This window comes from Streptomyces sp. NPDC085900 (genome assembly GCF_044540925.1).
Taxonomy (GTDB): Bacteria; Actinomycetota; Actinomycetes; order Streptomycetales; family Streptomycetaceae; genus Streptomyces; species Streptomyces gilvifuscus.
The window spans coordinates 211,151-234,757 of record NZ_JBITSP010000004.1 but is presented as its reverse complement, the minus strand read 5'-3'; the positions used below and the strand labels follow the sequence as shown (position 1 = coordinate 234,757).

Here is a 23,607-nt window from a genome sequence, read left to right as displayed (position 1 = left end):
TCCGGATGACCCTGCACGCAGACCCCCACCTCGCGCTTGTCCGGCCGGTCCGGCCGCTGACCCCCGAAGGGTGCCAGGAGTGTCTGCTGCTCGGCTCCCCGTGGGTCCACCTGAGGCTCTGCCTGACCTGCGGGCACGTCGGCTGCTGCGACTCCTCTCCCAACAAGCACGCGCGCCGGCACGCGGCTGCCGTCGACCATCCGATCGTGCAGTCGTTCCAGCCCGGTGAGGAATGGCGCTGGTGCTACGTCCACGAGGCGTTCGTCTGATGTCCGGCGACCGGTCGACGGGCGAAGGACCGATGCCGCAGGAGGCGGCCTTCCCGGAGACCCCGGACATCTGCGGGGCGTATCCGCGCCTCGCGGAGGACCAGATCGCACGTCTGGCGGAGCACGGGCAACGCCGGAGCATGGCTCCGGGCGACGTGCTGATCCGGGAAGGGGAGCGCTGCGAGACGTTCTTCGTCGTCCTCAGCGGTACCGTCGCCGTCGTCGAGGACCACGGCACTCCCGAGGAGCACCTGCTGCGCGTGCACGGCCCCGGTCGCTTCATCGGCGAACTCGGGCTGCTGCACGGACAGGTGGCCTTCTACACCGCTGTCGCCAGGGAGCCGGGCGAGGTCCTCGTCGTCTCCCTGGACCGGTTGCGCCACCTGGTGTCCCAGGACTCCTCCATCGGGGACGTCGTGCTGCGCGCCTGCCTGGGCCGTCGTGCGCTGCTCGTCGGAGAAGGCGCCGGCTTCCGCATCATCGGCTCGCGCTACTCGCCCGACACCCGGCGGCTGCGCGAGTTCGCCGTCCGCAATCGGCTGCCGCACCGCTGGATCGACCTGGAGACCGACGAGGAGGCCGAGGACCTGCTGCGCCGCTTCGGCGTCGGCCCTGAGGAGACACCGCTCGTCATCTGGCGGGCCACCACCCTGTTGCGCAACCCCAGCAACGCGGAACTGGCCCGGCTCATCGGCCTGCCGTCACTGCCCGCCGGAAGCCGTCACGGCGACGTCCTGATCGTCGGCTCCGGACCCGCCGGCCTCGCTGCCGCGGTGTACGCCGCCTCCGAGGGCCTGAGCACCACCGTGGTGGAGGCGATGGCCACCGGCGGCCAGGCCGGCACGTCGTCCCGCATCGAGAATCTGCTCGGCTTCCCCGCCGGCATCTCCGGCGCCGAACTCACCGAACGCGCCGTGCTCCAGGCCGACAAGTTCGGCGCCAGGATCAGCATTCCGGTCGAGGCGACCGCTCTCCACCCCAAGGACGAGGACCACTACGTGGTGGCCTTCGCCGACGGCACCGAGATCGCCGCCCGTGCCGTCGTCCTGGCCACGGGTGCCCGCTACCGCAAGCTCCAGGTGCCCGGCATCGAACGCCTGGAGGGAACGAGCGTCCACTACTCGGCGACCGTCTACGAGGCCCAGCAGTGCCGCACCGACCCGGTGGCCGTCGTCGGCGGAGGCAACTCGGCGGGCCAGGCGGTGCTGTTCCTCGCCGGGTACGCGCCGAAGGTGTACCTGCTGGTCCGGGGACCCAGCCTGGAGGCCAACATGTCCCGCTACCTGGTCGACCAGGTCGAGCGCCATCCGCGGGTGCAGGTCCTGCTGCACACCGAGGTCACCGAGGTCATCGGCCAGGAGGCGCTGGAGGAGCTCGACGTGGTCGACAACCGTACGGGCGGGCACCGCCGGCTCGCGGCAGGGGGCCTGTTCGTCTTCACCGGCGCCGACCCCCACACCGAGTGGCTCGCCGGCAGCATGGCCCTCGACTCCCGCGGCTTCGTCCTCACCGGCCCGGAGGCCCAGGAGGCCTGCGCCCACCCCGAGATGTGGCACGGCCGCGGGCGCCCCTGCATGACCGTGGAGACCAGCCTGCCCGGGGTCTTCGCGGCGGGCGACGTCCGCAGCGGCTCGGTGAAGCGGGTGGCCTCGGCGGCCGGTGAGGGCGCGATGGCCATCCACTTCGTGCACCGGCACCTGGGGCACTCGGCCGCCCCCGGCACCACGGGCACGTCCGCCGCCGCGGGCGGCTCGGACGTCTCGCCACGCCTACGTCACAAGGAGTCCGCATGGCTCGCATGACGCATGGCGGGCGATGAGATCACGAGGATTCCCGCGCCTCATACACAAAAGCCGGCGACGGGTCAGTGTGAGTCCTCGAACACCTTGCGACAGCTGACCGAGCATGCGAAACGATGTAATCTCCGAATCGCCCTTGACCTGCAGGAGCAGGCAGGGAGCAGACGAATCGGGAGCACTCTCATGTTTCGCACCATGTTCAAGTCCAAGATCCACCGAGCCACCGTCACCCAGGCCGACCTGCACTACGTGGGATCGGTGACCATCGACGCCGACCTGCTCGACGCCGCCGACCTGCTGCCCGGCGAGCTCGTGCACATCGTGGACATCACCAACGGCTCGCGCCTGGAGACGTACGTCATCGAGGGCGAGCGCGGCTCCGGTGTGATCGGCATCAACGGTGCCGCCGCCCATCTCGTCCACCCCGGCGATCTGGTGATCATCATCAGTTACGCTCAGGTGACCGACGCCGAGGCCCGGGCGCTGCGGCCCCGGGTCGTGCACGTGGACCGCGACAACCGCATCGTGGCCCAGGGCGCCGACCCCTCCGAGCCGGTACCGGGTTCGGACCAGCAGCGCAGCCCGCAGGCCGTACCGGCCTGAGCCCGGACTGGCGCCCCTAGACCAGGAGCGTGCCTCATGAGTGACATCGAGATTCGCGACGACCGGGCGGCGGGCCGCCTGGAGGCCCTCGGTGACGGCGCGGACGGCGAAGTCGTCGGCCACATCGAGTACTTCGTCCTCGAATCGCCCCGGCGCGCCCTGGTCCCGGTCCACACGATCGTGGAGCCGGCCCACGAGGGGAAGGGCATCGCGGGGTCCCTGGCACGGGAGTTGTACGCCATCGCCGAGCGCGAGGGCGTCGTCGTCGCGCCGCTGTGCCCGTACGTCGTGAAGTGGGCCGAGCGCCACCCGGACGTGGCCCCGGCCGCCGATCCCGAGCTGCTGCGCGCGGCGAAGGAATGGCTGGTGGCGCACCCCGGACGCTTCTGAGCCGACGTCATACGGCGCCGCGCCGACCGTCCGTGCCGCCGGGTGGCAGGACGGACGGCGCGGGCCGTACGCATCTCCGCAATGGTCGGCCCTGTCCGGCCCTGTCCGGCCCCGTCGGGTTCGTGGCACCGGCGCGCGCCGGGCGGGGCCGACCGGGCCCAGGTCGTCATACGGGCGGGTGAGTGGGGAAACGGCGCCCGGGTACGCGGGGGAGTAGTCCAGAGCCGACGTCGACCGACTGGCCGGAGGACCTGATGACCGACCCGTACCCCGACCCCGTACCGCCGGGACCCGACCCCGTACCGCCGGGCCCCAATCCCGGCCCGGACCCCCAGCCGCCGGACCCGTACCCGTCTCCGGTCCCCAACCCCCAGCCGCCCCCCGGGCCGGAGCCCACCCCGCCGCCGCAGCCCCCGTCGCCGCCGACCCCCGTCCCGCCACCGGACCCGTCGCCGATCCCGCCGGGACCGGAACCGGTGCCGAACCCGGAGCCGGGCCCGCCCCTGAGCTGACGCGACCGGCCCGGTGCCGGTGGCAGGTACGAAAAGAAGCGACGGACGGCCGCCCGGCCGTCCGTCGCCCCGTGGGACCCGTCGGGAAGGGCCCCGACTACGCGGTCACCTCCGACCGGTCGCCGCCCCACAGGGTGTGGAACGAGCCGTCGCGGTCCGTGCGCCGGTAGGTGTGGGCGCCGAAGAAGTCCCGCTGCCCCTGCGTCAGCGCCGCCGGCAGCCGCTCCGCGCGCAGGGCGTCGTAGTAGGCGAGGGCCGCGGCGAAGCCGGGGGTCGGCACGCCCTGGCGGGTCGCGGCGACCAGGACCTCGCGCCAGTCGTCCTGGGCGGCCGCGATCTCCTGGGCGAAGGTCTCGTCCGACAGCAGGCTCGGCAGGTCGGGGCGGGCGTCGTACGCGGAGCGGATGCGGTCCAGGAACGCGGCGCGGATGATGCAGCCGCCCCGCCAGATCGCCGAGACCGCGCCCAGGTCGATGTCCCAGTCGTACTCCTCACGGGCCGCGGCGATCTCGTGGAAGCCCTGCGTGTAGGAGACGATCTTGGACGCGTACAGGGCCTGCTCCACCCGGTCCGCGAAGGCCCCCGCCTCGGACTCCGACAGCGGGGACGCCTTCGGGCCCTTCAGGCCGCGGGAGGCCTCGCGCAGCGCCGCGTGGCCCGACAGAGAGCGGGCGAAGACCGCCTCGGCGATGCCCGACACCGGGACGCCGAGGTCGAGGGCGATCTGGACCGTCCAGCGGCCCGTGCCCTTCTGCTCCGCCTGGTCCACCACCACGTCCACGAACGGCTTGCCCGTCGCCGCGTCCACGTGGGACAGCACCTCGGCCGTGATCTCGATCAGGTAGGAGTCCAGCCGGCCCGTGTTCCAGGTGCGGAAGATCTCGGCGATCTGCGCGGGGGAGTAGCCGGCGACGTCCCGCAGCAGCTGGTAGGCCTCGCCGATGAGCTGCATGTCGGCGTACTCGATGCCGTTGTGGACCATCTTCACGAAGTGCCCGGCCCCGTCGGGACCGACGTGCGTCACACAGGGCGCGCCGTCCTTGGCCTTCGCCGAGATCTTCTCCAGCATCGGGCCGAGCGAGTCGTACGACTCCTTCGGGCCGCCCGGCATGATGCTCGGCCCGTTCAGCGCGCCCTCCTCGCCGCCGGAGACGCCCATGCCGACGAAGTGGATGCCCTGCTCGCGCAGCGCGGCCTCGCGGCGGCGGGTGTCCGCGAAGTGCGCGTTGCCACCGTCGATGATCATGTCGCCGGGCTCCAGGAGCGGCGCGAACTCGTCGATCACCGCGTCGGTCGGACCGCCCGCCTTGACCATGATGACCAGCCGCCGCGGCCGCTCCAGCGCCGCCACGAACTCCTTGGCGGTCTCCGTCGCGATGAAGTCGCCCTCGTCCCCGAACTCCTCGACGAGGGCGTGCGTACGCGCCGCCGTCCGGTTGTGCAAGGCGACCGTGTAGCCGTTGCGCGCGAAGTTCCGGGCGAGGTTGCGGCCCATGACCGCGAGGCCCGTGACGCCGATCTGGGCTGTCTTGCTCATTCGGTTGGCTCCTCAAGGATCCGGTATCGGTGGTGCCGGTCGTGCCCGTCAGTATCGCCCCACCGACCATCCTGACTTGCCGGTACGCCCGGCGCATGTCCGGGTTGTCCGGCGTGGCGTACGCAAGTACGGACGACGGGCCCCACCTGCCTCAGCCGATCCGCAACTGCGGCGTATTCCTGTTGGCTTGAGATACAGGGCGGCCGATTGCCGTCTTGTCATGGCCTGTTCGCGGCGCTTACTTTTGGCCCTCCTGACGCATGTCGAGGGGGATCTCCATGGCCGTACGCGGCCGGCACCGCCGGTATCAGCCGAACAGGATCAACCGCGCCTCACTCACCGTCACCGCGGGCAGCGCGGGAATGGCGATCCCGCTGATCGGAGCCGGCACCGCCCACGCGGCCGACGTGTCGACCTGGAACAAGGTCGCCGCCTGCGAGTCCAGCGGCAACTGGAGCATCAACACCGGCAACGGCTTCTACGGCGGACTGCAGTTCACCCAGTCCACCTGGGAGGCCTACGGCGGCCGGGCGTACGCCCACCGCGCCGACCTGGCCACCAAGGACCAGCAGATAGCCGTCGCCGAGAAGGTCCTCGACGGGCAGGGGCCGCGCGCCTGGCCGGTGTGCTCGGTACAGGCCGGACTGTCCCGCGGGGGCGGCACCCCTGACGTGCACACCGAGAGCGCCGGCACGAGGAGCGCGAACAGCTCGAAGCACGCGAAGAAGACCTCGGTGAAGGACGTCCAGCCGCACACCACGCCCCAGTCACGGGCGGGCACGGCCGAGATGTACACCGTGGTGCGCGGCGACAGCCTCTCCGAGATCGCCGAGACCGAGCACGTCACGGGCGGCTGGCAGCGACTGTACGACGCCAACCGCTCGACGATCGGGGCCGATCCGGACCTGATCCTGCCCGGCCAGCGGCTGCACCTGCGGGGCAAGGCCCCGACGACCCACACCGGCACCAAGTCCCCGGCGAAGAAGGCTTCTTCATCGACCACCGCGAAGCCCACCGCGAAGCCCGCCGAGAAGAAGGAGCAGGCGCCCACCCGCCACGCTCTGGTCGCGCCGGTGAACGGCCCGATCGGCACCGGTTACCACGTGCCGGGCTCGTCCTGGTCGAAGGGCTACCACACCGGTGTCGACTTCCCCGTCCCCACCGGCACCTCGGTGAAGGCGGTCGCCGCCGGTCACGTCGTGTCCGCCGGATGGGGCGGCTCCTACGGCTACCAGGTGGTGATCCGGCACTCCGACGGCCGCTACACGCAGTACGGGCACCTGTCGGCGATCTCGGTGCGGGCCGGGCAGAGCGTGAGCCCCGGCCAGCGCATCGGCCGGTCGGGGGCCACGGGCAACGCGACGGGCCCGCATCTGCACTTCGAGGTGCGGACGGGGCCCGGCTTCGGTTCCGACATCGACCCTCTCGCCTATCTCAGGGCCGGAGGCGTCAGGATTTGACCCGCACCCGGTGCCGGTCGAGGGCCGGCGCCGGGATGTAGGAGCCTCCGTAGAACGGGCCGTAGAAGCGGTAGCGGGCGGGGTCGAGCGAGAGCTCGTCCGTCTCGTCGTAGGCGACCTCCAGGACCGTGGGGCCCACCTGCGCCGGAACGAGGAGTTCCGCGGTGAGCAGCTCCTCCTCGACGGGCGTGGGCTCCGGCTCGGCGGCCGGTCCGGTCACGGCGGCCGACTCGGTCTCGACGGCCGTCTCGGTCTCGGCGGTGCGGGCGAGCCGCTCCGTCGTCAGCAGGATCAGGCCGCCCGCCGCCACCACTCCGCAGCTCAGCGCGAGAGCCGTGCCGGTGGTGCCGTAACGGAAGGTCTCGCCGAACATCGTGATGCCGACCGCGGCCGCCACCACCGGGTTGACGACCGTCAGCGTGGCCAGCGGGGCCGCGAGGCCCGCGCCGCGGTAGGAGGCCTGGGACAGCAGCATGCCGGCCGTGGCGAAGACCCCGATCACGCCGAGGGACGGCAGGTCGGACACGGTCACGCCCTCGCTCCAGTCGACCGCGACGGTCTTGGTGAACACCGAGGACATGCCGAACGCTATGCCGGACCCGGTCGCCAGCAGCATGCTGCGCACCGCCGGGTGCCGGTGGGCGGCCCGGCCCGCGATCATCAGGGCCACGACCACACCGCCGGTGACCACGGCCACCGCGACCCGCTGGGCCGTGTCCAGCGACTGCCCCTCGGACGCGCCGACCAGGGCCAGCAGGCCGGCGAGGCCCACGGTCGCCATGATCGCGCCCCGCCAGGCGGTCGCACCGGCCCGGCGGCCCACGAACAGCGCGGCCATCGGCAGCGCGAACACGATGGTCAGGGCGCCCAGCGGCTGCACCAGGCTGAGCGGGCCGTAGGCCAGCGCCACCACGTGCAGCAGACCGCCGAGGCCGTTGAGGGCCACCGCCGCCCACCAGGACGGCCGGTGCAGCGGCGCGTACTGCTCGCCGGGCGAGGACACCGCAACGCGCTCCTGCACGATCGCCCCGCCGGCGTAGGCGACGGCGGAGACGAGGGAGAGGAGCACGGACAACGCGAGGGCACTCATCGATTGCTCCTCTGCGTGTGGCGGGGGCGGTTACCCCTGCGCGGCGAACGGTCGGCCTTCATAGGCAACACGATGCCTTGTCGATCTGTTCCCGTCGTCGTCCCTGAGCACGCAATGGGTCCTACTGCCGATGGAGTACGAATCGGGCACCGTCATCCCCAGGGTGGGCGACACGGGGTGGACACCCCTGGAAGCCGTCCCCTAGGGGCCTTGGTACTACTGCTCTCGTGGACCTCGACCCCGAACTCGCCGGCCTGAGACCGCTCGGCGGTTTCTTCGTACTGAATGCGGGCGGAGCGCTGTCTTCCGCTCTGCCCACACTAGCTCGGACGTACGAGAACCGACCGGCAAAGACGTACGGCAATCCCCTCACCTTCCGGGTCGAGAAGGTCGCGGCCGTGCTGCGTGCCCCGGAGCCGCGGGTGGCGGCCTCCGTGTTCCAGCAGGGGCTCGCGGCCCGGCTGTGGTCGGTGACGCTCGGCTGCGCCCTCGCGTACGACGCCGTCCCCGACCTGAACCCCGCCCTGCTGCGCTGGGACCCCGACGCGAGCGCCCCCGACGACCTGTGGCTGTCCGAGGTCCGCCCGCTGCCCGCCGACCCGGAGACCGTCGCCGGCGTCGTCCTGCACGGCCACCTCGAACCCCTGGCCGAGGCTTTGCGCGCCCACTACCGCGTCGCCCCCGGCCTGCTGTGGGGCAACGCCGCCTCCGCCCTCGTCGGCACCGCCCGGCAGCTGGGCCCCGCGGCCCGCCCCCTCACCGCCGCGCTCCTCGCCCACCCCCTCCTGTCGGGCACCGGCACCCTCACCGGCGCCGCCTTCCGCCGCCGCAGCTGCTGCCTGTACTACCGGGTGCCCGGCGGGGGCGTGTGCGGTGACTGTTGCTTCACACGACCGCCGCGCCCTTCCGCGCGCGGCGCATCTGGGTGACCATGAAGGAACTGGTCGCCGAGGCAAGGGGTATCGGGTGCGTGTGGGACTGCTGACCCGGGAGTTCCCCCCGGACGTGTACGGCGGCGCGGGCGTCCATGTCGAGTTCCTCGCCCGGGAGCTGACCCCCCTGGTCGACCTGGAGGTGCACTGCTGGGGAGAGGGCCGCGGAGTCGGCGTCGTACGCCATCGCCCCTGGGCCGCCCTGGACACCGCCAACGACGCGCTGCGCACCTTCTCCGTGGACCTCGCCATGGCCGCCGGTCTGGAGGGCCGCGAGCTGGTCCACTCCCACACCTGGTACGCCAACCTCGGCGGCCACCTCGCGAAGATGCTCTACGGCGTGCCCCACGTCATGACCGCGCACTCGCTGGAGCCCCTGCGCCCCTGGAAGGCCGAGCAGCTCGGCGGCGGGTACGCCCTGTCCAGCTGGGCCGAGCGCACCGCGATCGAGTCCGCCGACGCCGTGATCGCCGTCTCGGGCGCCATGCGCGAGGACATCCTGGGCTGCTATCCGGCGCTGGATCCGGCCAAGGTCCACATCGTGCACAACGGCATCGACACCACGCTGTACCGCCCCGACCACGGCACCGACGTCCTCACCCGCATCGGCCTGGACAGCGGGCGCCCGTACCTCCTCTTCGTCGGCCGCATCACCCGCCAGAAGGGCGTGCCGCACCTGCTGCGGGCCGTCCGGGACATCGACCCGGGCGTGCAGGTGGTGCTGTGCGCGGGGGCGCCGGACACCCCGGAGATCGACCGTGAGTTCCGCGAGCTGTACGAGGAGCTGAGCCGGGTCCGCGACCATGTGCACTGGATTCCGCAGATGCTGCCGCGCCCCGACGTCATCCAGCTCCTCACCCACGCGGCCGCCTTCGTGTGCCCCTCGGTGTACGAGCCGCTCGGCATCGTGAACCTGGAGGCGATGGCCTGCGGCACCCCCGTCGTGGCCTCCCGGGTCGGCGGCATCCCCGAGGTCGTGGACGACGGCCGGACGGGGGTACTCGTCACCGTGGACGACGATTTCGAGGCCTCTCTCGCGCGGGCCCTGGATTCGGTGGTCGGCGACCCGGAGGCGGCACGGCGGATGGGTGAGGCGGGGCGCGAGCGTGCGGTGGTGGAGTTCGGCTGGGATGCCGTCGCCCGCCGTACCGTCCGCCTTTACGAGGAGATCCTGAAACAGGAATAGAACGAAGGGGACTTCCTCGAACAGGCTTACTCCGCCCTGGGCAGGGGCAGGGATGGATCAACCACGGTGAGGGGAGCGACCATGCGTCGTGGCGGACCTTCGGTGCTCGGGATCGTGCTGGCGGGCGGAGAAGGCAAGCGCCTTATGCCCCTGACGGCGGATCGCGCGAAGCCAGCGGTCACCTTCGGCGGTACGTACCGCCTAGTCGACTTCGTGCTGTCCAATCTCGTCAACGGCGACATCCTGCGCGTCTGCGTGCTGACCCAGTACAAGTCGCACTCGCTGGACCGGCACATCACCACCACATGGCGGATGTCGAGCCTGCTCGGCAACTACGTCACACCGGTGCCGGCCCAGCAGCGGCTGGGCCCGCGCTGGTACCTGGGCAGCGCGGACGCCATCCTGCAGTCGCTGAACCTGGTGCACGACGAGAGCCCCGAGTACGTGGTGGTCTTCGGCGCCGACCACGTGTACCGCATGGACCCGCGCCAGATGCTCGCCCAGCACATCGAGTCCGGGGCGGGCGTGACGGTGGCCGGCATCCGGGTGCCGCGCTCGGAGTCGTCGCAGTTCGGCGTGATCACGCCCGGCTCGGACGGGCTGACGGTGGAGAGGTTCCTGGAGAAGCCCGCCGACCCGCCCGGCCTCGCCGACGACCCGGAGTGCGTCTTCGCCTCCATGGGCAACTACATCTTCACCACCAAGGCCCTGATCGAGGCCCTGCAGCGGGACGCCGAGGACGGGAACTCGGTGCACGACATGGGCGGCTCGATCCTGCCCCAGCTCACCGAGAGAGGTGAGGCCCAGCTGTACGACTTCAGCGCCAACCACGTGCCCGGCGAGACCACCCGCGACCGCGGCTACTGGCGCGACGTGGGCACCCTCGACGCGTACTACGACGCCCACATGGACCTCATCGCCGAGCGGCCCGCCTTCAACCTCTACAACCGGCAGTGGCCGATCTACACGCACTCCTACCAGCTCTCCCCGGCCCGCTTCAACGCGGGCGGCATGGCCAGTGAGTCGATCATCAGCGCAGGCTGCCTGATCCGCGGCCAGGTCACCCGTTCCGTGCTGTCGCCGGGAGTCCTGGTCGACCCGGGCGCGGTGGTCCAGGGCTCGATCCTGCACGACAACGTCCACATCGGGCGCGGCGCGGTCGTGCGCGGGGCGGTGCTGGACAAGAACGTCGAGGTGCCCCCGGGCGCGACCATCGGCGTCAACCCGGAGCGGGACGCGGAGCTGTACACGGTCTCCAAGGGCGGCGTGATCGCGCTCGGCAAGGGACAGGTGGTGTCGTAGCCGAGCCGGTCTCCCGCAAGGCGCGCTCGGGACAGCCCCGGCCCACATCGACGGCCGGGGCTGTTGTCATGTCCCTGGACGCAAAGCGGAATCCGTGTTGTCATGCCAACTGCTGTCCATGACAACGTTGTTATGGGAGGGTTCCGTGCACGCCAGACGCCTCAGAGACAGGCTCGCGTTACTGCTCGCCGCGGTACTGGGCGCGGTCGGCCTCGTCGCCGCCCCCACCGCCACCGCCGCCGAGGACCCCGTCGAGGTCCACGGTCTGAAGGGCGAGTACTACACCCAGTCCGCCCCCGGCGCCTTCGACTTCCACGAGCTCAAGGCCACCGGCTTCGATCCGAACCTCGACTTCGACAACCTCGAACCACGCCTGGCCTTCACCACCGGCCGGTCCGACGACGTCAGCGTCCGCTGGACCGGAAAGATCGTCCCGGAGAAGACCGGAGCGCACACCTTCTCGATCACCGGCGACAACGGCTTCCGCCTCTGGATCGACGGCGCTCTCGTCATCGACCACTGGGTCGACGACTGGGACCGCGAACAGACCTCGCAGCCCGTCGAGTTGACCGCAGGCCGGGCCTACGACATCAAGGTCGAGTACTTCGAGCACTACGGCGGCTCCAACCTGCACGTGCGCTGGACCGAGCCCGGCGGCGTGAAGGAGGCCGTTCCGCAGTCGGCGTTCCGGCTGCCCGACGGCTGGGACTACGACGGCGCCGTGGCGGCCACCGTCACCGGCACCGGCCGCACCCTCCGGCTGGACTTCGCCCAGCGCCTCGCCGCACCCCCGGCCGGCCTCACCGACCACCTGACAGCCGTGATCGGCGGCGCCAAGTGGCCTTTGGGAAGCGCCGAGCCGGACCCGGCCGACCCCCGGTCCCTGCTGGTCTCCCTGGAGCAGCCCGTCGTCGGCAACAAGACCGGCACCGCGAGCGGCACCGCGGACGTCCGCTACGACGGCGACGGCGGCCTCACCGACGCCGACGGCAACGTTGTCAAGGCGTTCTGGAGCAGCGGCCCCAACCGCTCCACGTACGAGCTGCGCACGAAGTGGGCCGACCGGGTCGGCCCGGGCAACGCCCACCCCGAGTACCCGCGTCCGCAGCTGACCCGCACCGACTGGCGCAACCTGAACGGCCGTTGGCAGTTCGCCGCGGCGTCGGCGGGTGAGCGGCCGCCGGTCGGCAGGAACCTCGCCGAGCGGATCCTGGTCCCGTACCCCGTGGAGTCCCAGCTCTCCGGGCTGGAACGGCACGAGGACCGCATGTGGTACCGCCGCACCTTCACCGTCCCGGCCGGCTGGAGGATCGGCTCGGGCAAGCGGCTGATGCTCAACTTCGGGGCCGTCGACTGGCGCGCCGAGGTGTACGTCAACGGCGTCAAGGTGACCGAACACCAGGGCGGCTACGACAAGTTCGGCGCCGACGTCACCGACGCGCTGAAGCCCGGCCGCACCCAGGAACTGATCGTCGGCGTCTACGACCCGACCGACGCGGCCTCCGGTGAGAACCCGCCGCTCGGCAAGCAGCGCCTGGACCCGAGCGGCATCTGGTACACGCCCACCTCGGGCATCTGGCAGACGGTGTGGATGGAGCCCGTCGCGCGCGACCACGTGGACGCTCTGAAGCTCACCCCGGACGTCGCGAACAGCCGGCTCACCGTGGAACCGCAGGGGGCCCGCGACGGCCTACCCGTCACGGCGACCGCGTACGCCGGACACCGCAAGGTCGCCACGGCCCGCGGCCGCACCGGAAGCCCGCTCACCCTGACCGTCCACGACCCGCACCTGTGGTCCCCCGACGACCCCTTCCTGTACGACCTGAAGGTCACCGTCGGCAGCGACCGCGTCGGCAGCTACTTCGGGATGCGCTCGAGCTCCGTCGAGAAGGTGAACGGCGTCCCGCGCACCCTCCTCAACGGCAAGCCCGTCTTCATGATGGCCACCCTCGACCAGGGCTTCTGGCCCGACGGCCTCTACACCGCCCCGACCGACGACGCGCTCGCCTACGACCTGAAGGTGCACAAGCAGCTCGGCTTCAACGCCGTGCGCAAGCACATCAAGGTCGAGCCCGACCGCTGGTTCTACTGGGCCGACCGGCTCGGTCTGCTGGTGTGGCAGGACATGCCCGCGATGACCGCCGGCGTCGATCCGAGCCCGGCCGCCCGCGCCGAGTTCGAGCGCGAGATGAAACAGGTGATCGACGAGCACATCAGCAGCCCGTCGGTTGTCATGTGGGTCACCTTCAACGAGGGCTGGGGCCAGTACGACATGGCCCGCATCGCCGACCAGGCCAAGGCCTGGGACCCCACCCGCCTGGTCAACTCCATGTCCGGGCTCAACCTCGGGGCCGACGGCGGCACCGGCGACATCATGGACGAGCACGGCTATCCCAGCCCCGCCCTGCCACCCCACCCCGACGGCCGCCGCGCCCTGGTGAGCGGCGAGTACGGCGGCCTGGGCCTCGCGGTGCCCGGACACGCCTGGTCGGTCCAGCAGTCGTACGTCGACGTCGACCCGGCGGCCTACACCGACGACTACCTGACGAAGCTCGCCGAGGTGCACGCCCTTGCGTGCCGGGGGAGCAACGGAGCCGTCTACACGCAGATCTCCGACGTCGAGGGCGAGCTGAACGGTCTGCTGACCTACGACCGCCGGGTGCTCAAGCCGGACGCCCAGCGCGTGCGGGCCGCCCAGCAGGCGCTGATCCGCGACGCGTCGCAGCCGAACCCCGCGGGATGCGCGGCTGACTGACCCGCGAACCCGATCATGCAGACAACGCTGTCTCACGCCCGACGGAGGCTCTACGACATGAGATGGACCCGGCGCCTGCGCCTGTGCACGGCGGGGGTGGTGGCAGCGTCCGCGCTGCTCGCCGCTCCCGCCGCCCGGGCCGCCGAGCCGAGGGACGGCAGGCTCACCGACCTGGTGAACCCGTTCATCGGCACCGAGAACGAGGGCAACACCTTTCCCGGCGCCGCCGTGCCCTTCGGCATGGTGCAACTCTCGCCGGACACCGGGCACAACACCGGCTACGACTACTCCTGGGCCCACATCCGGGGCTTCTCCCTGGTCCACCTGTCCGGCGTCGGCTGCGGCATCGGCGGCGACCTGCCCGTCCTGCCGACCACGGGTGACGTCACGCAGACGGACTACGCCAAGTACGCCGCCGGCTTCAGCCACGACCACGAGGCGGCGAGCCCCGGCTACTACCGGGTCGGCCTGGACACCGGTATCGAGGCGGAACTGACCGCGACCGAGCGCACCGGAGTGCAGCGCTACACCTTCCCCGCCACCGACAAGGCCAACGTCCTGCTGAACGCGGGGCAGTCGCTGCACAAGAAGGGAGTCAGCAGGGTCGAGATCCTCGACGACCACACGGTGCGCACCGCCATCACCGGCAGCGGCTTCTGCCAGGGCACCCGGCCCTACACCGTCTACACGATCACCCGCTTCGACCGCCCCTTCACCGCCTACGGCACCTGGGACGGCGGCACGGTCACGGCCGGTTCGACCACCGGGGCCGACGGCGCTTACGTCCGCTTCGACACCACCGAGGACCGCACCGTCGAGGCCACCACGGCGCTGTCGTACGTCGACGCGGCCGGCGCGGCGGGCAACCTCCGCGCCGAGGGCGGGCGTTCGTTCGACGCCGTGCGCGAGGCGGCCCGGCGGTCGTGGGAGAACCGGCTGGCGAAGGTACGCGTCCAGGGCGGCGACGAGACGCTGCGCCGCACCTTCTACTCCTCGCTGTACCGGTCCTTCCTGGCGCCCAACGTCGGCAGCGACGCCGACCGCCGCTACCGGGGCTGGGACCAGAAGGTCCACCGCGCGGAGGGGTTCACGTACTACCAGAACTGGTCGCTGTGGGACACCTACCGCACCCAGTCCCAGCTGCTGTCCCTGCTCGCGCCGCGCGAGGCACGGGACATGGCGATCTCGGTCGTCAAGGTCTCCGAGGACGGCGGCTGGCTGCCCAAGTGGGGCTACGGCACGGTCGAGACGAACATCATGACCGGCGACCCGGTCACCCCGTTCCTGACCAACGCCTACCAGCAGGGACTGCTCGCCGGGTACGAGGAGCGGGCCTACCGGGCGCTGAGGAGGAACGCCGACGGGGTGCCGCCCGCGGACTCGCCGTCGCTGGGCAGGGAGGCCAACCAGGAATACATCGCGAACGGCTTCGCCCCGTACGTCAAGGACCGCCCGAAGGCGAAGCCCGGTGACTCGGACTACCACCAGGGCGCCTCGGCCACGCTGGAGTACGCCCTCGCGGACGCGGTCCTCGCCGAGATGGCGCGCGACCTCGGGCACGACGACGACGCGGCCCGCTACGCGGCCCGCGCCCAGAACTACCGCAACATCTTCGACCCCTCGACCGGCTTCTTCCGCGCCCGGGACGCCTCCGGCGCCTTCACCGGCCCCGCCGACCCGGCGCAGAGCGTGGGCTTCCACGAGGGCACGTCCTGGCAGTACCAGTGGCTGGTGCCGCAGGACCTGCCGGGCATGGTGGACCTGATCGGCGGCGCGCAGGCGGCCGACGAGCGGCTCGACTCCTTCTTCGCCTACGACCAGCTGCTGAAGGACCCGGCGAAGACGGCCCGCGAGGTGTGGGTCAACGGCCCGTACGACTACTACAACGCCGACAAGTACAACCCGCAGAACGAGCCCGACCTCATCGCCCCCTACACCTACCTCTCGACCGGCCGGCCCTGGAAGACCACCGACGTCGTGCACGCGGCGCTGACCCTCTTCACGGACGGCCCGACCGGCATGACCGGCAACGACGACCTCGGCACCATGTCCGCCTGGATGGTGCTGTCGTCGATCGGGATCTTCCCGGTCCAGCCCGGATACGACACCTGGGGCCTGTCCACGCCGGTCTTCGACCGCGTCGACCTGACCCTGGACCGCCGCTACTACCCGCGCGGCGCCCTGAGCGTCACCGCCCCGGGCACCTCCGCCACCGACCGCTACACCCAGTCGGTGCGCACGGACGGAACACCGCACGACAGCGCGTACCTGACCACCGGCGATCTGCGCTCGATGCGCAGGATCTCCTTCACGGTCGGCCCGCGCCCGTCCGAGTGGGCTACGTCACCCGAGGCGGCGCCGCCTGCCCTGAAGTGACCCCAGGCGCCACACGAGTCCCGCCCCTCTCGTGGGGGCGGGACGAGTGGCCGGACTTAATCTGCTGTTAACTGTGTGTAGCTTGATCGTACTTGACCGTAATCGCCTGAGGGCGATTGACTGCTTGCTCACCCGTCGTCGACGCGAGGCAAGCCATTGACTTCTGACCTGCTCGCTCCTCTCGACCTGGCGTTCTGGAACATCGAGTCCGCCGAGCACCCCATGCACCTGGGCGCCCTCGGCGTCTTCTCCGCCCACTCGCCCACCGCCGGCGCCCACGCGGCCGACCTGCTCGCCGCCCGCGCCGCCGCGGTGCCCGGGCTGCGCATGCGGATCCGGGACGTGTGGCAGCCGTTCTCCTTCCGGCCACTGGCCTTCGGCGGTGCCACCCGCGAGCCGGACCCCGACTTCGACCCGCTCCACCACGTCAGGCTGCACGCCCCCACCGCCGACTTCCACGCGGACGCGGGCCGGCTCATGGAGCGCCCGCTGGAGCGCGGCAGGCCGCCGTGGGAGGCACACGTGCTGCCCGGCCAGGACGGTGTGTCCTTCGCCGTGCTGTTCAAGTTCCACCACGCCCTGGCCGACGGGCTGCGCGCGCTGACCCTCGCCGCCGCCGTGCTGGACCCCATGGACCTGCCCGAGCGCAGGCCGCGGACCGAGGAGCCGAAGGGCGGCGGTCTGCTGCCCGACGTGCGCAGGCTTCCGGACCTGGTGCGGGGCGCCGTGTCCGACGTGGGCCGGGCCCTGGACATCGGTACCTCCGTGGCCCTGTCCAGCCTGGCCGCGCGCTCGTCGCCGGCGTTCACCTCCGACGCCACCGGCACCCGCCGCACCGCAGGCGTCGTCGTCGACCTCGACGACGTGCACCGCATCCGCAAGTCCGAGGGCGGCACCGTCAACGACGTCCTGATCGCGGTCGTCGCCGGCGCGCTGCGCCGCTGGCTGGACGAGCGCGGCGACGGCAGCGAGGGCGTGGCGCCGCGCGCCCTGATCCCGGTCTCCAAGCGCCGCCCGCGCACCGCCACCCCGCAGGGCAACCGCCTCTCCGGCTACCTGATACGGCTCCCGGTCGACGACCCCGACCCGCTCGGTCGCCTCGCCACGGTCCGTACCGCCATGGACCGCAACAAGAACGCCGGCCCCAACCGGGGCGCGGGCGCCGTCGCCCTGCTCGCCGACCACGTGCCCCCGCTCGCCCACCGGCTCGGCGGCCCGCTGGTCAGCCAGGCGGCCCGGCTCTGGTTCGACATTCTGGTCACCAGCGTGCCTCTGCCCAGCTTCGGCCTGAAGCTCGGCGGCAACCCGGTCACCGAGGTCTACCCGCTGGCCCCGCTGGCCTGCGGCCAGGCCCTCGCGGTCGCCGTCTCCACCTACCGCGGCCACGTCCACTACGGCCTCGTCGCCGACGCCGAGGCCGTACCGGACCTGGACCGTCTGGCCGCGGCCCTGACCCGGGAGGTCGAGACTCTCATCACTGCCTGCGGCTCCTGACCGCCTCACGTTTGGAGGACCGGCCCGGCGCTCCGTAAAATCCTTCCTTCGACAGCGGGTGCGATCGGAGCGCCGCTCGGGTGATCAGGGAAACGGCAGCGCGATGACGGTGACAGAGGAAGGTCCGGCGACCACGGACGAGGTCGTGTACGGGCCCGGCATCGACCCGGAGCGGCTCGCCGTCTGCCTGAGCGTGCTGGAGGAACTCGACAAGCTCGAGGTCGACCACCCGGACGCGATCGCCGTGCGCCGCGCCACCGCCGGCGTGTACCGGACGGTCAAGCAGCGCCGCCGTCAGGAGCGCCGGGCCGCCAAGACCGCCCACGACAAGGCGGTCACCGAGGCCACGGCGACCGGCTCCGCCCAGCGCATCGACGACGAGACCGAGGGTCTGCTGCCGTCCTCGCGGACCGAGGAGGGCCGGGTCGCGGGGATACTCCAGCGCCCCCGCTCCTGCTACACCTGCAAGACCCGGTACGTGGAAGTCGACTACTTCTACCACCAGCTCTGCCCGGACTGCGCCCACACCAACCGGTCCAAGCGCGACGCCCGCGCCGACCTCACCGGCAAGCGCGCCCTGCTCACCGGCGGCCGCGCCAAGATCGGCATGTACATCGCGCTCAGGCTGCTGCGCGACGGCGCCCACACCACGATCACCACGCGCTTCCCCAAGGACGCCATCCGCCGCTTCAAGGCGATGGACGACTCCGCCCAGTGGATGCACCGACTGGAGGTCGTCGGCATCGACCTGCGCGACCCGGCGCAGGCCGTCGCGCTCGCCGAGCAGGTCGCCGAGGCGGGCCCGCTGGACATCCTCGTCAACAACGCCACGCAGACCGTACGCCGCCTGCCCTCCGCCTACGCCGCCCTCGTCGAGGGCGAGAGCGCCCCGCTGCCCGCCGGCGAGCTGCCCGCCCACCACGTCATCGGCGCCTTCAACTCCGGAGCGGTCGACGGGCTGACCGCGCTGCCGCTGGGCATCAGCGGCCTCGACGCCCAGCAGGTCGCCGACCTCGCCCTGGTCGCGGGCAACGCCAGCGTCGCCCGGCACCTCGACGGCACCGCCATCGACGCGGGCGGCCTGGTCCCCGACGTCGTCGACAGCAACACCTGGGTGCAGACCATCGAGCAGATCTCGCCGGTGGAACTGCTGGAGACCCAGCTGTGCAACTACACCGCCCCGTTCATCCTGATCAGCAGGCTGCGGCCGGCGATGGCCGAGGCCGCGCGCAGGGCGGCCGGCAAGCGGGCCTACGTCGTGAACGTGTCGGCGATGGAGGGCGTCTTCGGCCGCGGCTACAAGGGAGCGGGCCACCCGAACACCAACGCCGCCAAGGCCGCGATGAACATGGTGACGCGGACCAGCGCCCAGGAGATGTTCCAGACCGACGGCATCCTCATGACCTCGGTCGACACCGGCTGGATCACCGACGAGCGTCCCCACTTCGACAAGCTGCGCCTGGCCGAGGAGGGCTTCCACGCCCCGCTCGACCTGGTCGACGGGGCCGCGCGGGTCTACGATCCGATTGTGCGCGGCGAGCAGGGCGAGGACCTGTACGGCGTCTTCCTGAAGGACTACGCGCCCGGAAAGTGGTGACCGCGGGGACGAGCGTGTGGCCCGGCGTCGCCCGGGAACCCGGACCCTGGTGAACACCGCGCCAGGGAGTGACCATGAGCAGTCCACACGGCATCGATCCGCGAGCGCAGAACGACCCTCGTAACCGCTACCCGACCGATGAACAGTTCTACGGCAGCGACCGCCCGGAGCACGCCCTGCTGCCGGAGGACCGGCCGCGCGGCGGTGGCGAAGGGAGTCCGATGAAGCACCGCGGCCCGTGGGCAACGGTCGCGCTGGTCGCCGGCATCATCCTGTTGATCCTCGTCGGCATCGCACTGTTCCCGTGAGGGAGCCTCCGCCGCCGTCATGAGCGAGGTGGTGCGTATGAGCGAAGCATGTCGTGGACGGCGTACTCCCGTGCGGAGTGCGCCGTCCTCACGCGTGTGCCGCCGTCCACCAGCAGATCCGCGCCCGTGATCCACTCGGCCGCGTCGGACGCCAGCCACACCACGGCCCGCGCGATGTCGTCCGGTTCGCCGATCCGCCCGAGCGGCAGACCGGCGGCCACCCGAGCCTCCTCGGGCTCCCACACGAACCGGGCCATCTCGGTGCGCACCAGCCCGGGGGAGACCGAGTTCACCCGCACCCTCGGCGCCAGCTCGCCCGCGAGCTGCCGGGTCAGGTGCAGCAGAGCCGCCTTGCTGGTGCCGTAGGCGCCGACGTTGGGCCCGGCGTGGCCGGCGCCCTCGGTGCAGATGTTGACGACCGAGCCGCCGTGCTCGCGCATCCACGCCCGCCAGGCGCCCTGCACCAGCCGCAGCGGTGCCTCGACGTTCACGGCGAAGGCCGCCCGCCACGCCTCGGGGTCGGCGTCCATGAGCGGGCCGTAGGGCTGGTTGGTCGCCGCGTTGTTGACCACGACGTCGAGCCGCCCGAACGCCCGCACGGCGGTGTCGACGACCTCCCGCAGATGGTCCGGGTCGCCGACGTCGCCGCTGACGCCGACCCCGTCCAGCTCGGCCGCCGCGCGCCGCACCTCCTGTGCGTCCCGAGCGGTCACGCACACCCGTGCGCCCGCCGCGGCCAGCCGCTCGGCGACCGCGCGCCCGATGCCCCGGGTCCCGCCGGTCACCACGGCGGCCCGGCCCTGCAGCCCGTCCTGCGCGTACGACGACGTCATCGCCGTACCGTCTCATGACGGGCCGTCAGTCGACAGCCCCCAGGCGGGAGTTGCGGGCGGCGACGAGTTCCAGGACGGTGCGCCAGTCCTCCAGGACGCCGGCGTCGAACCCGGCGGTCCGGCTCTCCTCGTCCGCCAGGACGAGGCGTACCAGATCGTCTTCGCCGGCGCGGCCGTCACGGCGCACGAGGCGGTAGACGCGCTCGCCGAGCAGCGGCCTCACGGCCGCGGCGGCGTGCTCGGCCCGGCGGGACTCGTCGCCGGGGCACAGCAACCGCCCGATGTCGTGCACCAGCCCCGCCACCTGGAGCTCCTTGTCGGCGGGGCGGCTGCGGCGCAGCAGGGCGGCGGTGCGCAGCGCGTGCCGGCTCCGGCAGGCGTACAGCAGATCCATCAGCTCCTCGACACTGCGCAGCTCCATGCGTCAGTCTCCCGCCGGACGGGCCGTTGCCGTGGCGTCAGCAGATCATGGCCGTGTTTCGAATCGGCCAACGGGACTTGAACTGCGCGGCCCCTTCAGTGCTGCGCGTGCGGGTCGTGGTGCGCGTGCCCGGTGTGTTCGTGGCCCTCCTCGGACGGCGCTCCGCCCATCATGCGCAGCATCGCGGGCCCTCCCGTGCGCCAGAACCGCCATACGAGCACCGCGGCGAGCAGCAGGAAGGCGATGTTGAGCCAGGTGGTGTAGTTCCACGACACACCCTCGTCGGGGATCGTCGCCGCGCTCTGGTCGGGGACGAGCCCGAGGCCGCCGAAGACCAGCTCCACCGCGTAGCCGGCGAGGACCGTCGCCGCGTAGAAGGTGACCAGCAGGAAGGCCGTCATCCGTGGGCCGTAGTACTTCCGGTAGATGTTCAGGATCGGCAGGATCAGCAGGTCCGCGAAGATGAACGCGACCACGCCGCCGAAGCTGATGCCGCCCTTCCACAGCACCACCGCCAGCGGCACGTTGCCGATGGAGCAGACGAAGGAGGCGATCGCCACCAGGGGGCCGAGGAGCGGGCCGACCAGCTTCGCGGCGAGCGGGTGGCCCTCCAGGAAGAGGGACTGCCAGAAGGAGTCGGGCACCCAGGCGGCGATCGCGCCCGCGATCAGCAGGCCGACCACCAGGTCGCGCAGGATCGCCGCCCACTCCATGACGAACACGTGGGAGACGGAGGTGAAGCCGTCGCGGGAGAGGAGCCGCCGCGCGAACGACCCCTCGCCGCCGACCGACATGTCCATCGCGGCATGGCCCTCCATGGAGCCGGCGAGCCCGCGCCCGGCCTGTTCGCGGGCCTCGCTCAGCAGACGCTGCCGCAGGAAGATCCGGAACAGCACCGCGAGCACCACGATCATGATGGGGCCGCCGGTGAACTCGGCGAGGGTGAACTGCCAGCCCATCAACAGGGCGAGGATCACGCCCAGTTCGACGACGAGGTTGGTGGAGGCGATCTCGAAGGCCATGGCGGCGGTGAAGTTCGCGCCCTTGCGGAACAGTGAGCGGGCCAGCGCCACGGCCGCGTAGGAGCAGGACGAGGAGGCGGCGCCGAGGCCGGCCGCCAGGGTGAGGGTGCGTGGGCGGTCGTCGCCGAGCAGCCGTACGACCGTGGACCTGCGAACCACCGCCTGCACGACGGCCGACAGCGCGAAGCCGAGCACCAGGGCCCAGGTGATCTCCCAGGTCATCGATCCGGTGATGGAGAGCGCGTGGAGGATCGCGTCCATGGGGTTGTGGTCCTTCCGGTGCGTCCGGTGTGACACCTCTCCGCGGCACTGTACCCCCTAGGGGTATGGGTAGCGCATGCCGGTCACGGCCGAGAAGCAGTGCACGGCGTCGGTGCGGACCGCCACGCGCACGGGTTCCCCCTCGGAGTGCGTGGGACGCCCGGGCAGTCGGACGACGACGTCGCCGAGCCGGGCGGCCGCGGGCGCGGACGTGTGCAGGTGGACGACGGCGCCCGTGTCCTCGACCGCTTCGACCACCAGGTCCAGCCCCGGCGTCGTCCGGTCCTGCGACGGCAGGACCTCGAACCGCTCGGGCCGCACGCCGAGCACGATCTCGGCGGCGCCCTCCGCCGCCGCGGCCCGCAGGACGGAGCGGGGCAGCGGCACGTCCAGACCGCCGAGCCCGGCGCCGTCCGGGGAGAGCCGCAGCCGGAACAGGTTCATCGCCGGCGAGCCGACGAACCCGCCCACGAAGGTGTTGACCGGCCGCGCGAACACCTCGCGCGGCCGCCCGACTTGCTGCAGCACCCCGTCCCTGAGCACGGCGAGGCGGTCGCCCATGGCCATCGCCTCGGTCTGATCGTGCGTGACATACACCGTGGTGATGCCCAGATGGTGCTGCATCCGGACGATCCGACCCCGGGTCTCCACCCGCAGCCGGGCGTCGAGGTTCGACAGGGGCTCGTCCATCAGGCACACCCGCGGATCCCGCACCAGCGTTCGCCCGGTCGCCACCCGCTGCTGTTCGCCGCCCGACAGCGAGCGCGGTCTGCGCCCGAGGTACCGCTCGATGTCCAGCACGGACGCGGCGAAGCCGACCCGGCCCCGCGCGTGCTGCCGGGGCATGCGCGCGATCCGCAGCGGGAAGCCGATGTTGTCGGCAGCCGACAAATGCGGGTACAGCGAGTAGTTCTGGAACACCATCGCGACGTCCCGCTCGCGGGGCGGAAGATGGGTGACGTCACGGACGCCGATGTGGATCGACCCCGCATCGACGTCCTCCAGCCCGGCGAGCAGGCGCAGGCAGGTCGACTTTCCGCACCCGGAAGGTCCGAGCAGCACCATGAACTCACCGTCCTCGATCTCGAGGTCGAGCGAGTCGACGGCCGGCCGGTCGCCCGACGGGAAGCGCCGGGTGACCTGGTCGAAGGTGACGGACGCCATGACATCCACCTCCCGGACGGGTCCTGGAACCCAGAGTGGAACGGGTGTTGCCGTTCGGCACGCCTCTAGTCCGAAAGAGTGACGCAAGAGGGGAATGAAACAGGAGGAATTACAACAGTAACCCCAAGTTTTCAGCCCCATAGAGCAGGGTGCCGCTCATTTGGTTAATCTGGTCCGGACGGACAGCACCACAGGGTCCCACCCACACCCACGTCCGTCCCGGGGCGAGCCGTTGACAACGGCCTGCTCGTACTCGAGTTACCGGCGCCACCGCGTCCGAACTGCTTTCGACTCAC

General features: G+C 71.6%; 19 protein-coding genes. 13 read left to right on the top strand and 6 right to left on the bottom strand.

Annotation, left to right across the window (positions count from 1 at the left end):
- Positions 1–5 precede the first annotated feature (5 nt).
- The 4 genes from ACIGDI_RS15150 to ACIGDI_RS15135 all read left to right on the top strand — a co-directional run bounded on the left by ACIGDI_RS15150 (position 6) and on the right by ACIGDI_RS15135 (position 3,061).
- On the top strand, positions 6–269 hold the full coding sequence (locus tag ACIGDI_RS15150) for a UBP-type zinc finger domain-containing protein (RefSeq protein ID WP_103547772.1): 264 nt from the start codon (positions 6–8) through the stop codon (positions 267–269).
- Positions 269–2,071, top strand: a complete 1,803-nt coding sequence (locus ACIGDI_RS15145) for an FAD-dependent oxidoreductase (protein WP_399895842.1) — start codon at positions 269–271, stop codon at positions 2,069–2,071. Before ACIGDI_RS15150 ends, ACIGDI_RS15145 begins: the two co-directional genes overlap by 1 nt.
- A 180-nt stretch (positions 2,072–2,251) precedes the next feature.
- Positions 2,252–2,671, top strand: coding sequence for an aspartate 1-decarboxylase (gene panD / locus ACIGDI_RS15140; RefSeq protein WP_200705159.1), 420 nt, complete (start codon positions 2,252–2,254; stop codon positions 2,669–2,671).
- A 36-nt stretch (positions 2,672–2,707) separates the two neighbouring features.
- On the top strand, positions 2,708–3,061 hold the full coding sequence (locus ACIGDI_RS15135) for a GNAT family N-acetyltransferase (RefSeq protein WP_200705158.1): 354 nt from the start codon (positions 2,708–2,710) through the stop codon (positions 3,059–3,061).
- A 609-nt stretch (positions 3,062–3,670) separates the two neighbouring features.
- Here ACIGDI_RS15135 and gndA read toward each other — a convergent pair.
- A complete protein-coding gene (gndA, locus tag ACIGDI_RS15130) occupies positions 3,671–5,110 on the bottom strand; it encodes an NADP-dependent phosphogluconate dehydrogenase (protein ID WP_399895837.1) in 1,440 nt (479 codons plus the stop codon).
- Positions 5,111–5,388: 278 nt separating this feature from the next.
- Between gndA and ACIGDI_RS15125 the strand changes: the two genes are divergently transcribed.
- Positions 5,389–6,570 (top strand): transglycosylase family protein, encoded by a 1,182-nt coding sequence (locus tag ACIGDI_RS15125; protein ID WP_399895834.1) that lies wholly within the window; start codon positions 5,389–5,391, stop codon positions 6,568–6,570.
- Here the strand turns inward: ACIGDI_RS15125 and ACIGDI_RS15120 are convergent.
- The gene (locus tag ACIGDI_RS15120) at positions 6,560–7,660 is read right to left on the bottom strand and encodes a DMT family transporter (protein WP_399895831.1); all 1,101 of its coding nucleotides are present in this window, start codon (positions 7,658–7,660) and stop codon (positions 6,560–6,562) included. The genes ACIGDI_RS15125 and ACIGDI_RS15120 overlap by 11 nt on opposite strands.
- A gap of 227 nt (positions 7,661–7,887) precedes the next feature.
- On the opposite strand from ACIGDI_RS15120, the gene ACIGDI_RS15115 reads away from it, so the two are divergent.
- The 8 genes from ACIGDI_RS15115 to ACIGDI_RS15080 all read left to right on the top strand — a co-directional run bounded on the left by ACIGDI_RS15115 (position 7,888) and on the right by ACIGDI_RS15080 (position 19,610).
- Positions 7,888–8,589, top strand: coding sequence for a (2Fe-2S)-binding protein (locus tag ACIGDI_RS15115; protein ID WP_399895828.1), 702 nt, complete (start codon positions 7,888–7,890; stop codon positions 8,587–8,589).
- Positions 8,590–8,626: 37 nt separating this feature from the next.
- Entirely contained in the window at positions 8,627–9,778 is a 1,152-nt protein-coding gene (glgA, locus tag ACIGDI_RS15110) for a glycogen synthase (RefSeq protein ID WP_399895825.1), read from the top strand.
- 81 nt (positions 9,779–9,859) lie between these two features.
- Entirely contained in the window at positions 9,860–11,080 is a 1,221-nt protein-coding gene (glgC, locus tag ACIGDI_RS15105; RefSeq protein ID WP_399895822.1) for a glucose-1-phosphate adenylyltransferase, read from the top strand.
- A 145-nt stretch (positions 11,081–11,225) separates the two neighbouring features.
- The gene (locus ACIGDI_RS15100; protein ID WP_399895819.1) at positions 11,226–13,835 is read left to right on the top strand and encodes a PA14 domain-containing protein; all 2,610 of its coding nucleotides are present in this window, start codon (positions 11,226–11,228) and stop codon (positions 13,833–13,835) included.
- Positions 13,836–13,892: 57 nt separating this feature from the next.
- Positions 13,893–16,211 (top strand): GH92 family glycosyl hydrolase, encoded by a 2,319-nt coding sequence (locus ACIGDI_RS15095; RefSeq protein ID WP_399895816.1) that lies wholly within the window; start codon positions 13,893–13,895, stop codon positions 16,209–16,211.
- A 156-nt stretch (positions 16,212–16,367) separates the two neighbouring features.
- Positions 16,368–17,705 (top strand): wax ester/triacylglycerol synthase family O-acyltransferase, encoded by a 1,338-nt coding sequence (locus ACIGDI_RS15090; protein ID WP_399895813.1) that lies wholly within the window; start codon positions 16,368–16,370, stop codon positions 17,703–17,705.
- A gap of 103 nt (positions 17,706–17,808) precedes the next feature.
- Positions 17,809–19,302 (top strand): SDR family NAD(P)-dependent oxidoreductase, encoded by a 1,494-nt coding sequence (locus ACIGDI_RS15085; RefSeq protein WP_399895810.1) that lies wholly within the window; start codon positions 17,809–17,811, stop codon positions 19,300–19,302.
- A 74-nt stretch (positions 19,303–19,376) separates the two neighbouring features.
- Positions 19,377–19,610, top strand: a complete 234-nt coding sequence (locus ACIGDI_RS15080) for a hypothetical protein (protein ID WP_399895807.1) — start codon at positions 19,377–19,379, stop codon at positions 19,608–19,610.
- A gap of 17 nt (positions 19,611–19,627) precedes the next feature.
- On the opposite strand, the gene ACIGDI_RS15075 is transcribed toward ACIGDI_RS15080, so the two are convergent.
- The 4 genes from ACIGDI_RS15075 to ACIGDI_RS15060 all read right to left on the bottom strand — a co-directional run bounded on the left by ACIGDI_RS15075 (position 19,628) and on the right by ACIGDI_RS15060 (position 23,311).
- On the bottom strand, positions 19,628–20,443 hold the full coding sequence (locus tag ACIGDI_RS15075; protein WP_399895804.1) for an SDR family oxidoreductase: 816 nt from the start codon (positions 20,441–20,443) through the stop codon (positions 19,628–19,630).
- Positions 20,444–20,468: 25 nt separating this feature from the next.
- Positions 20,469–20,864, bottom strand: coding sequence for an inositol oxygenase family protein (locus ACIGDI_RS15070; protein WP_200698901.1), 396 nt, complete (start codon positions 20,862–20,864; stop codon positions 20,469–20,471).
- Positions 20,865–20,959: 95 nt separating this feature from the next.
- A complete protein-coding gene (locus tag ACIGDI_RS15065; RefSeq protein ID WP_399895800.1) occupies positions 20,960–22,147 on the bottom strand; it encodes a permease in 1,188 nt (395 codons plus the stop codon).
- A gap of 57 nt (positions 22,148–22,204) precedes the next feature.
- On the bottom strand, positions 22,205–23,311 hold the full coding sequence (locus ACIGDI_RS15060; RefSeq protein WP_399895797.1) for an ABC transporter ATP-binding protein: 1,107 nt from the start codon (positions 23,309–23,311) through the stop codon (positions 22,205–22,207).
- Positions 23,312–23,607 lie beyond the last annotated feature (296 nt).

Coding starts and splice junctions, on each gene's coding strand:
- ACIGDI_RS15080 (WP_399895807.1), top strand. CDS start 19,377: ATGAGCAGTCCACACGGCATCGATCCGCGAGCGCAGAACGACCCTCGT.
- ACIGDI_RS15120 (WP_399895831.1), bottom strand. CDS start 7,660: ATGAGTGCCCTCGCGTTGTCCGTGCTCCTCTCCCTCGTCTCCGCCGTC.
- ACIGDI_RS15125 (WP_399895834.1), top strand. CDS start 5,389: ATGGCCGTACGCGGCCGGCACCGCCGGTATCAGCCGAACAGGATCAAC.
- gndA (WP_399895837.1), bottom strand. CDS start 5,110: ATGAGCAAGACAGCCCAGATCGGCGTCACGGGCCTCGCGGTCATGGGC.
- ACIGDI_RS15075 (WP_399895804.1), bottom strand. CDS start 20,443: ATGACGTCGTCGTACGCGCAGGACGGGCTGCAGGGCCGGGCCGCCGTG.
- ACIGDI_RS15070 (WP_200698901.1), bottom strand. CDS start 20,864: ATGGAGCTGCGCAGTGTCGAGGAGCTGATGGATCTGCTGTACGCCTGC.
- ACIGDI_RS15150 (WP_103547772.1), top strand. CDS start 6: ATGACCCTGCACGCAGACCCCCACCTCGCGCTTGTCCGGCCGGTCCGG.
- ACIGDI_RS15065 (WP_399895800.1), bottom strand. CDS start 22,147: ATGGACGCGATCCTCCACGCGCTCTCCATCACCGGATCGATGACCTGG.
- ACIGDI_RS15135 (WP_200705158.1), top strand. CDS start 2,708: ATGAGTGACATCGAGATTCGCGACGACCGGGCGGCGGGCCGCCTGGAG.
- ACIGDI_RS15085 (WP_399895810.1), top strand. CDS start 17,809: ATGACGGTGACAGAGGAAGGTCCGGCGACCACGGACGAGGTCGTGTAC.
- glgC (WP_399895822.1), top strand. CDS start 9,860: ATGCGTCGTGGCGGACCTTCGGTGCTCGGGATCGTGCTGGCGGGCGGA.
- ACIGDI_RS15060 (WP_399895797.1), bottom strand. CDS start 23,311: ATGGCGTCCGTCACCTTCGACCAGGTCACCCGGCGCTTCCCGTCGGGC.
- panD (WP_200705159.1), top strand. CDS start 2,252: ATGTTTCGCACCATGTTCAAGTCCAAGATCCACCGAGCCACCGTCACC.
- ACIGDI_RS15095 (WP_399895816.1), top strand. CDS start 13,893: ATGAGATGGACCCGGCGCCTGCGCCTGTGCACGGCGGGGGTGGTGGCA.
- ACIGDI_RS15145 (WP_399895842.1), top strand. CDS start 269: ATGTCCGGCGACCGGTCGACGGGCGAAGGACCGATGCCGCAGGAGGCG.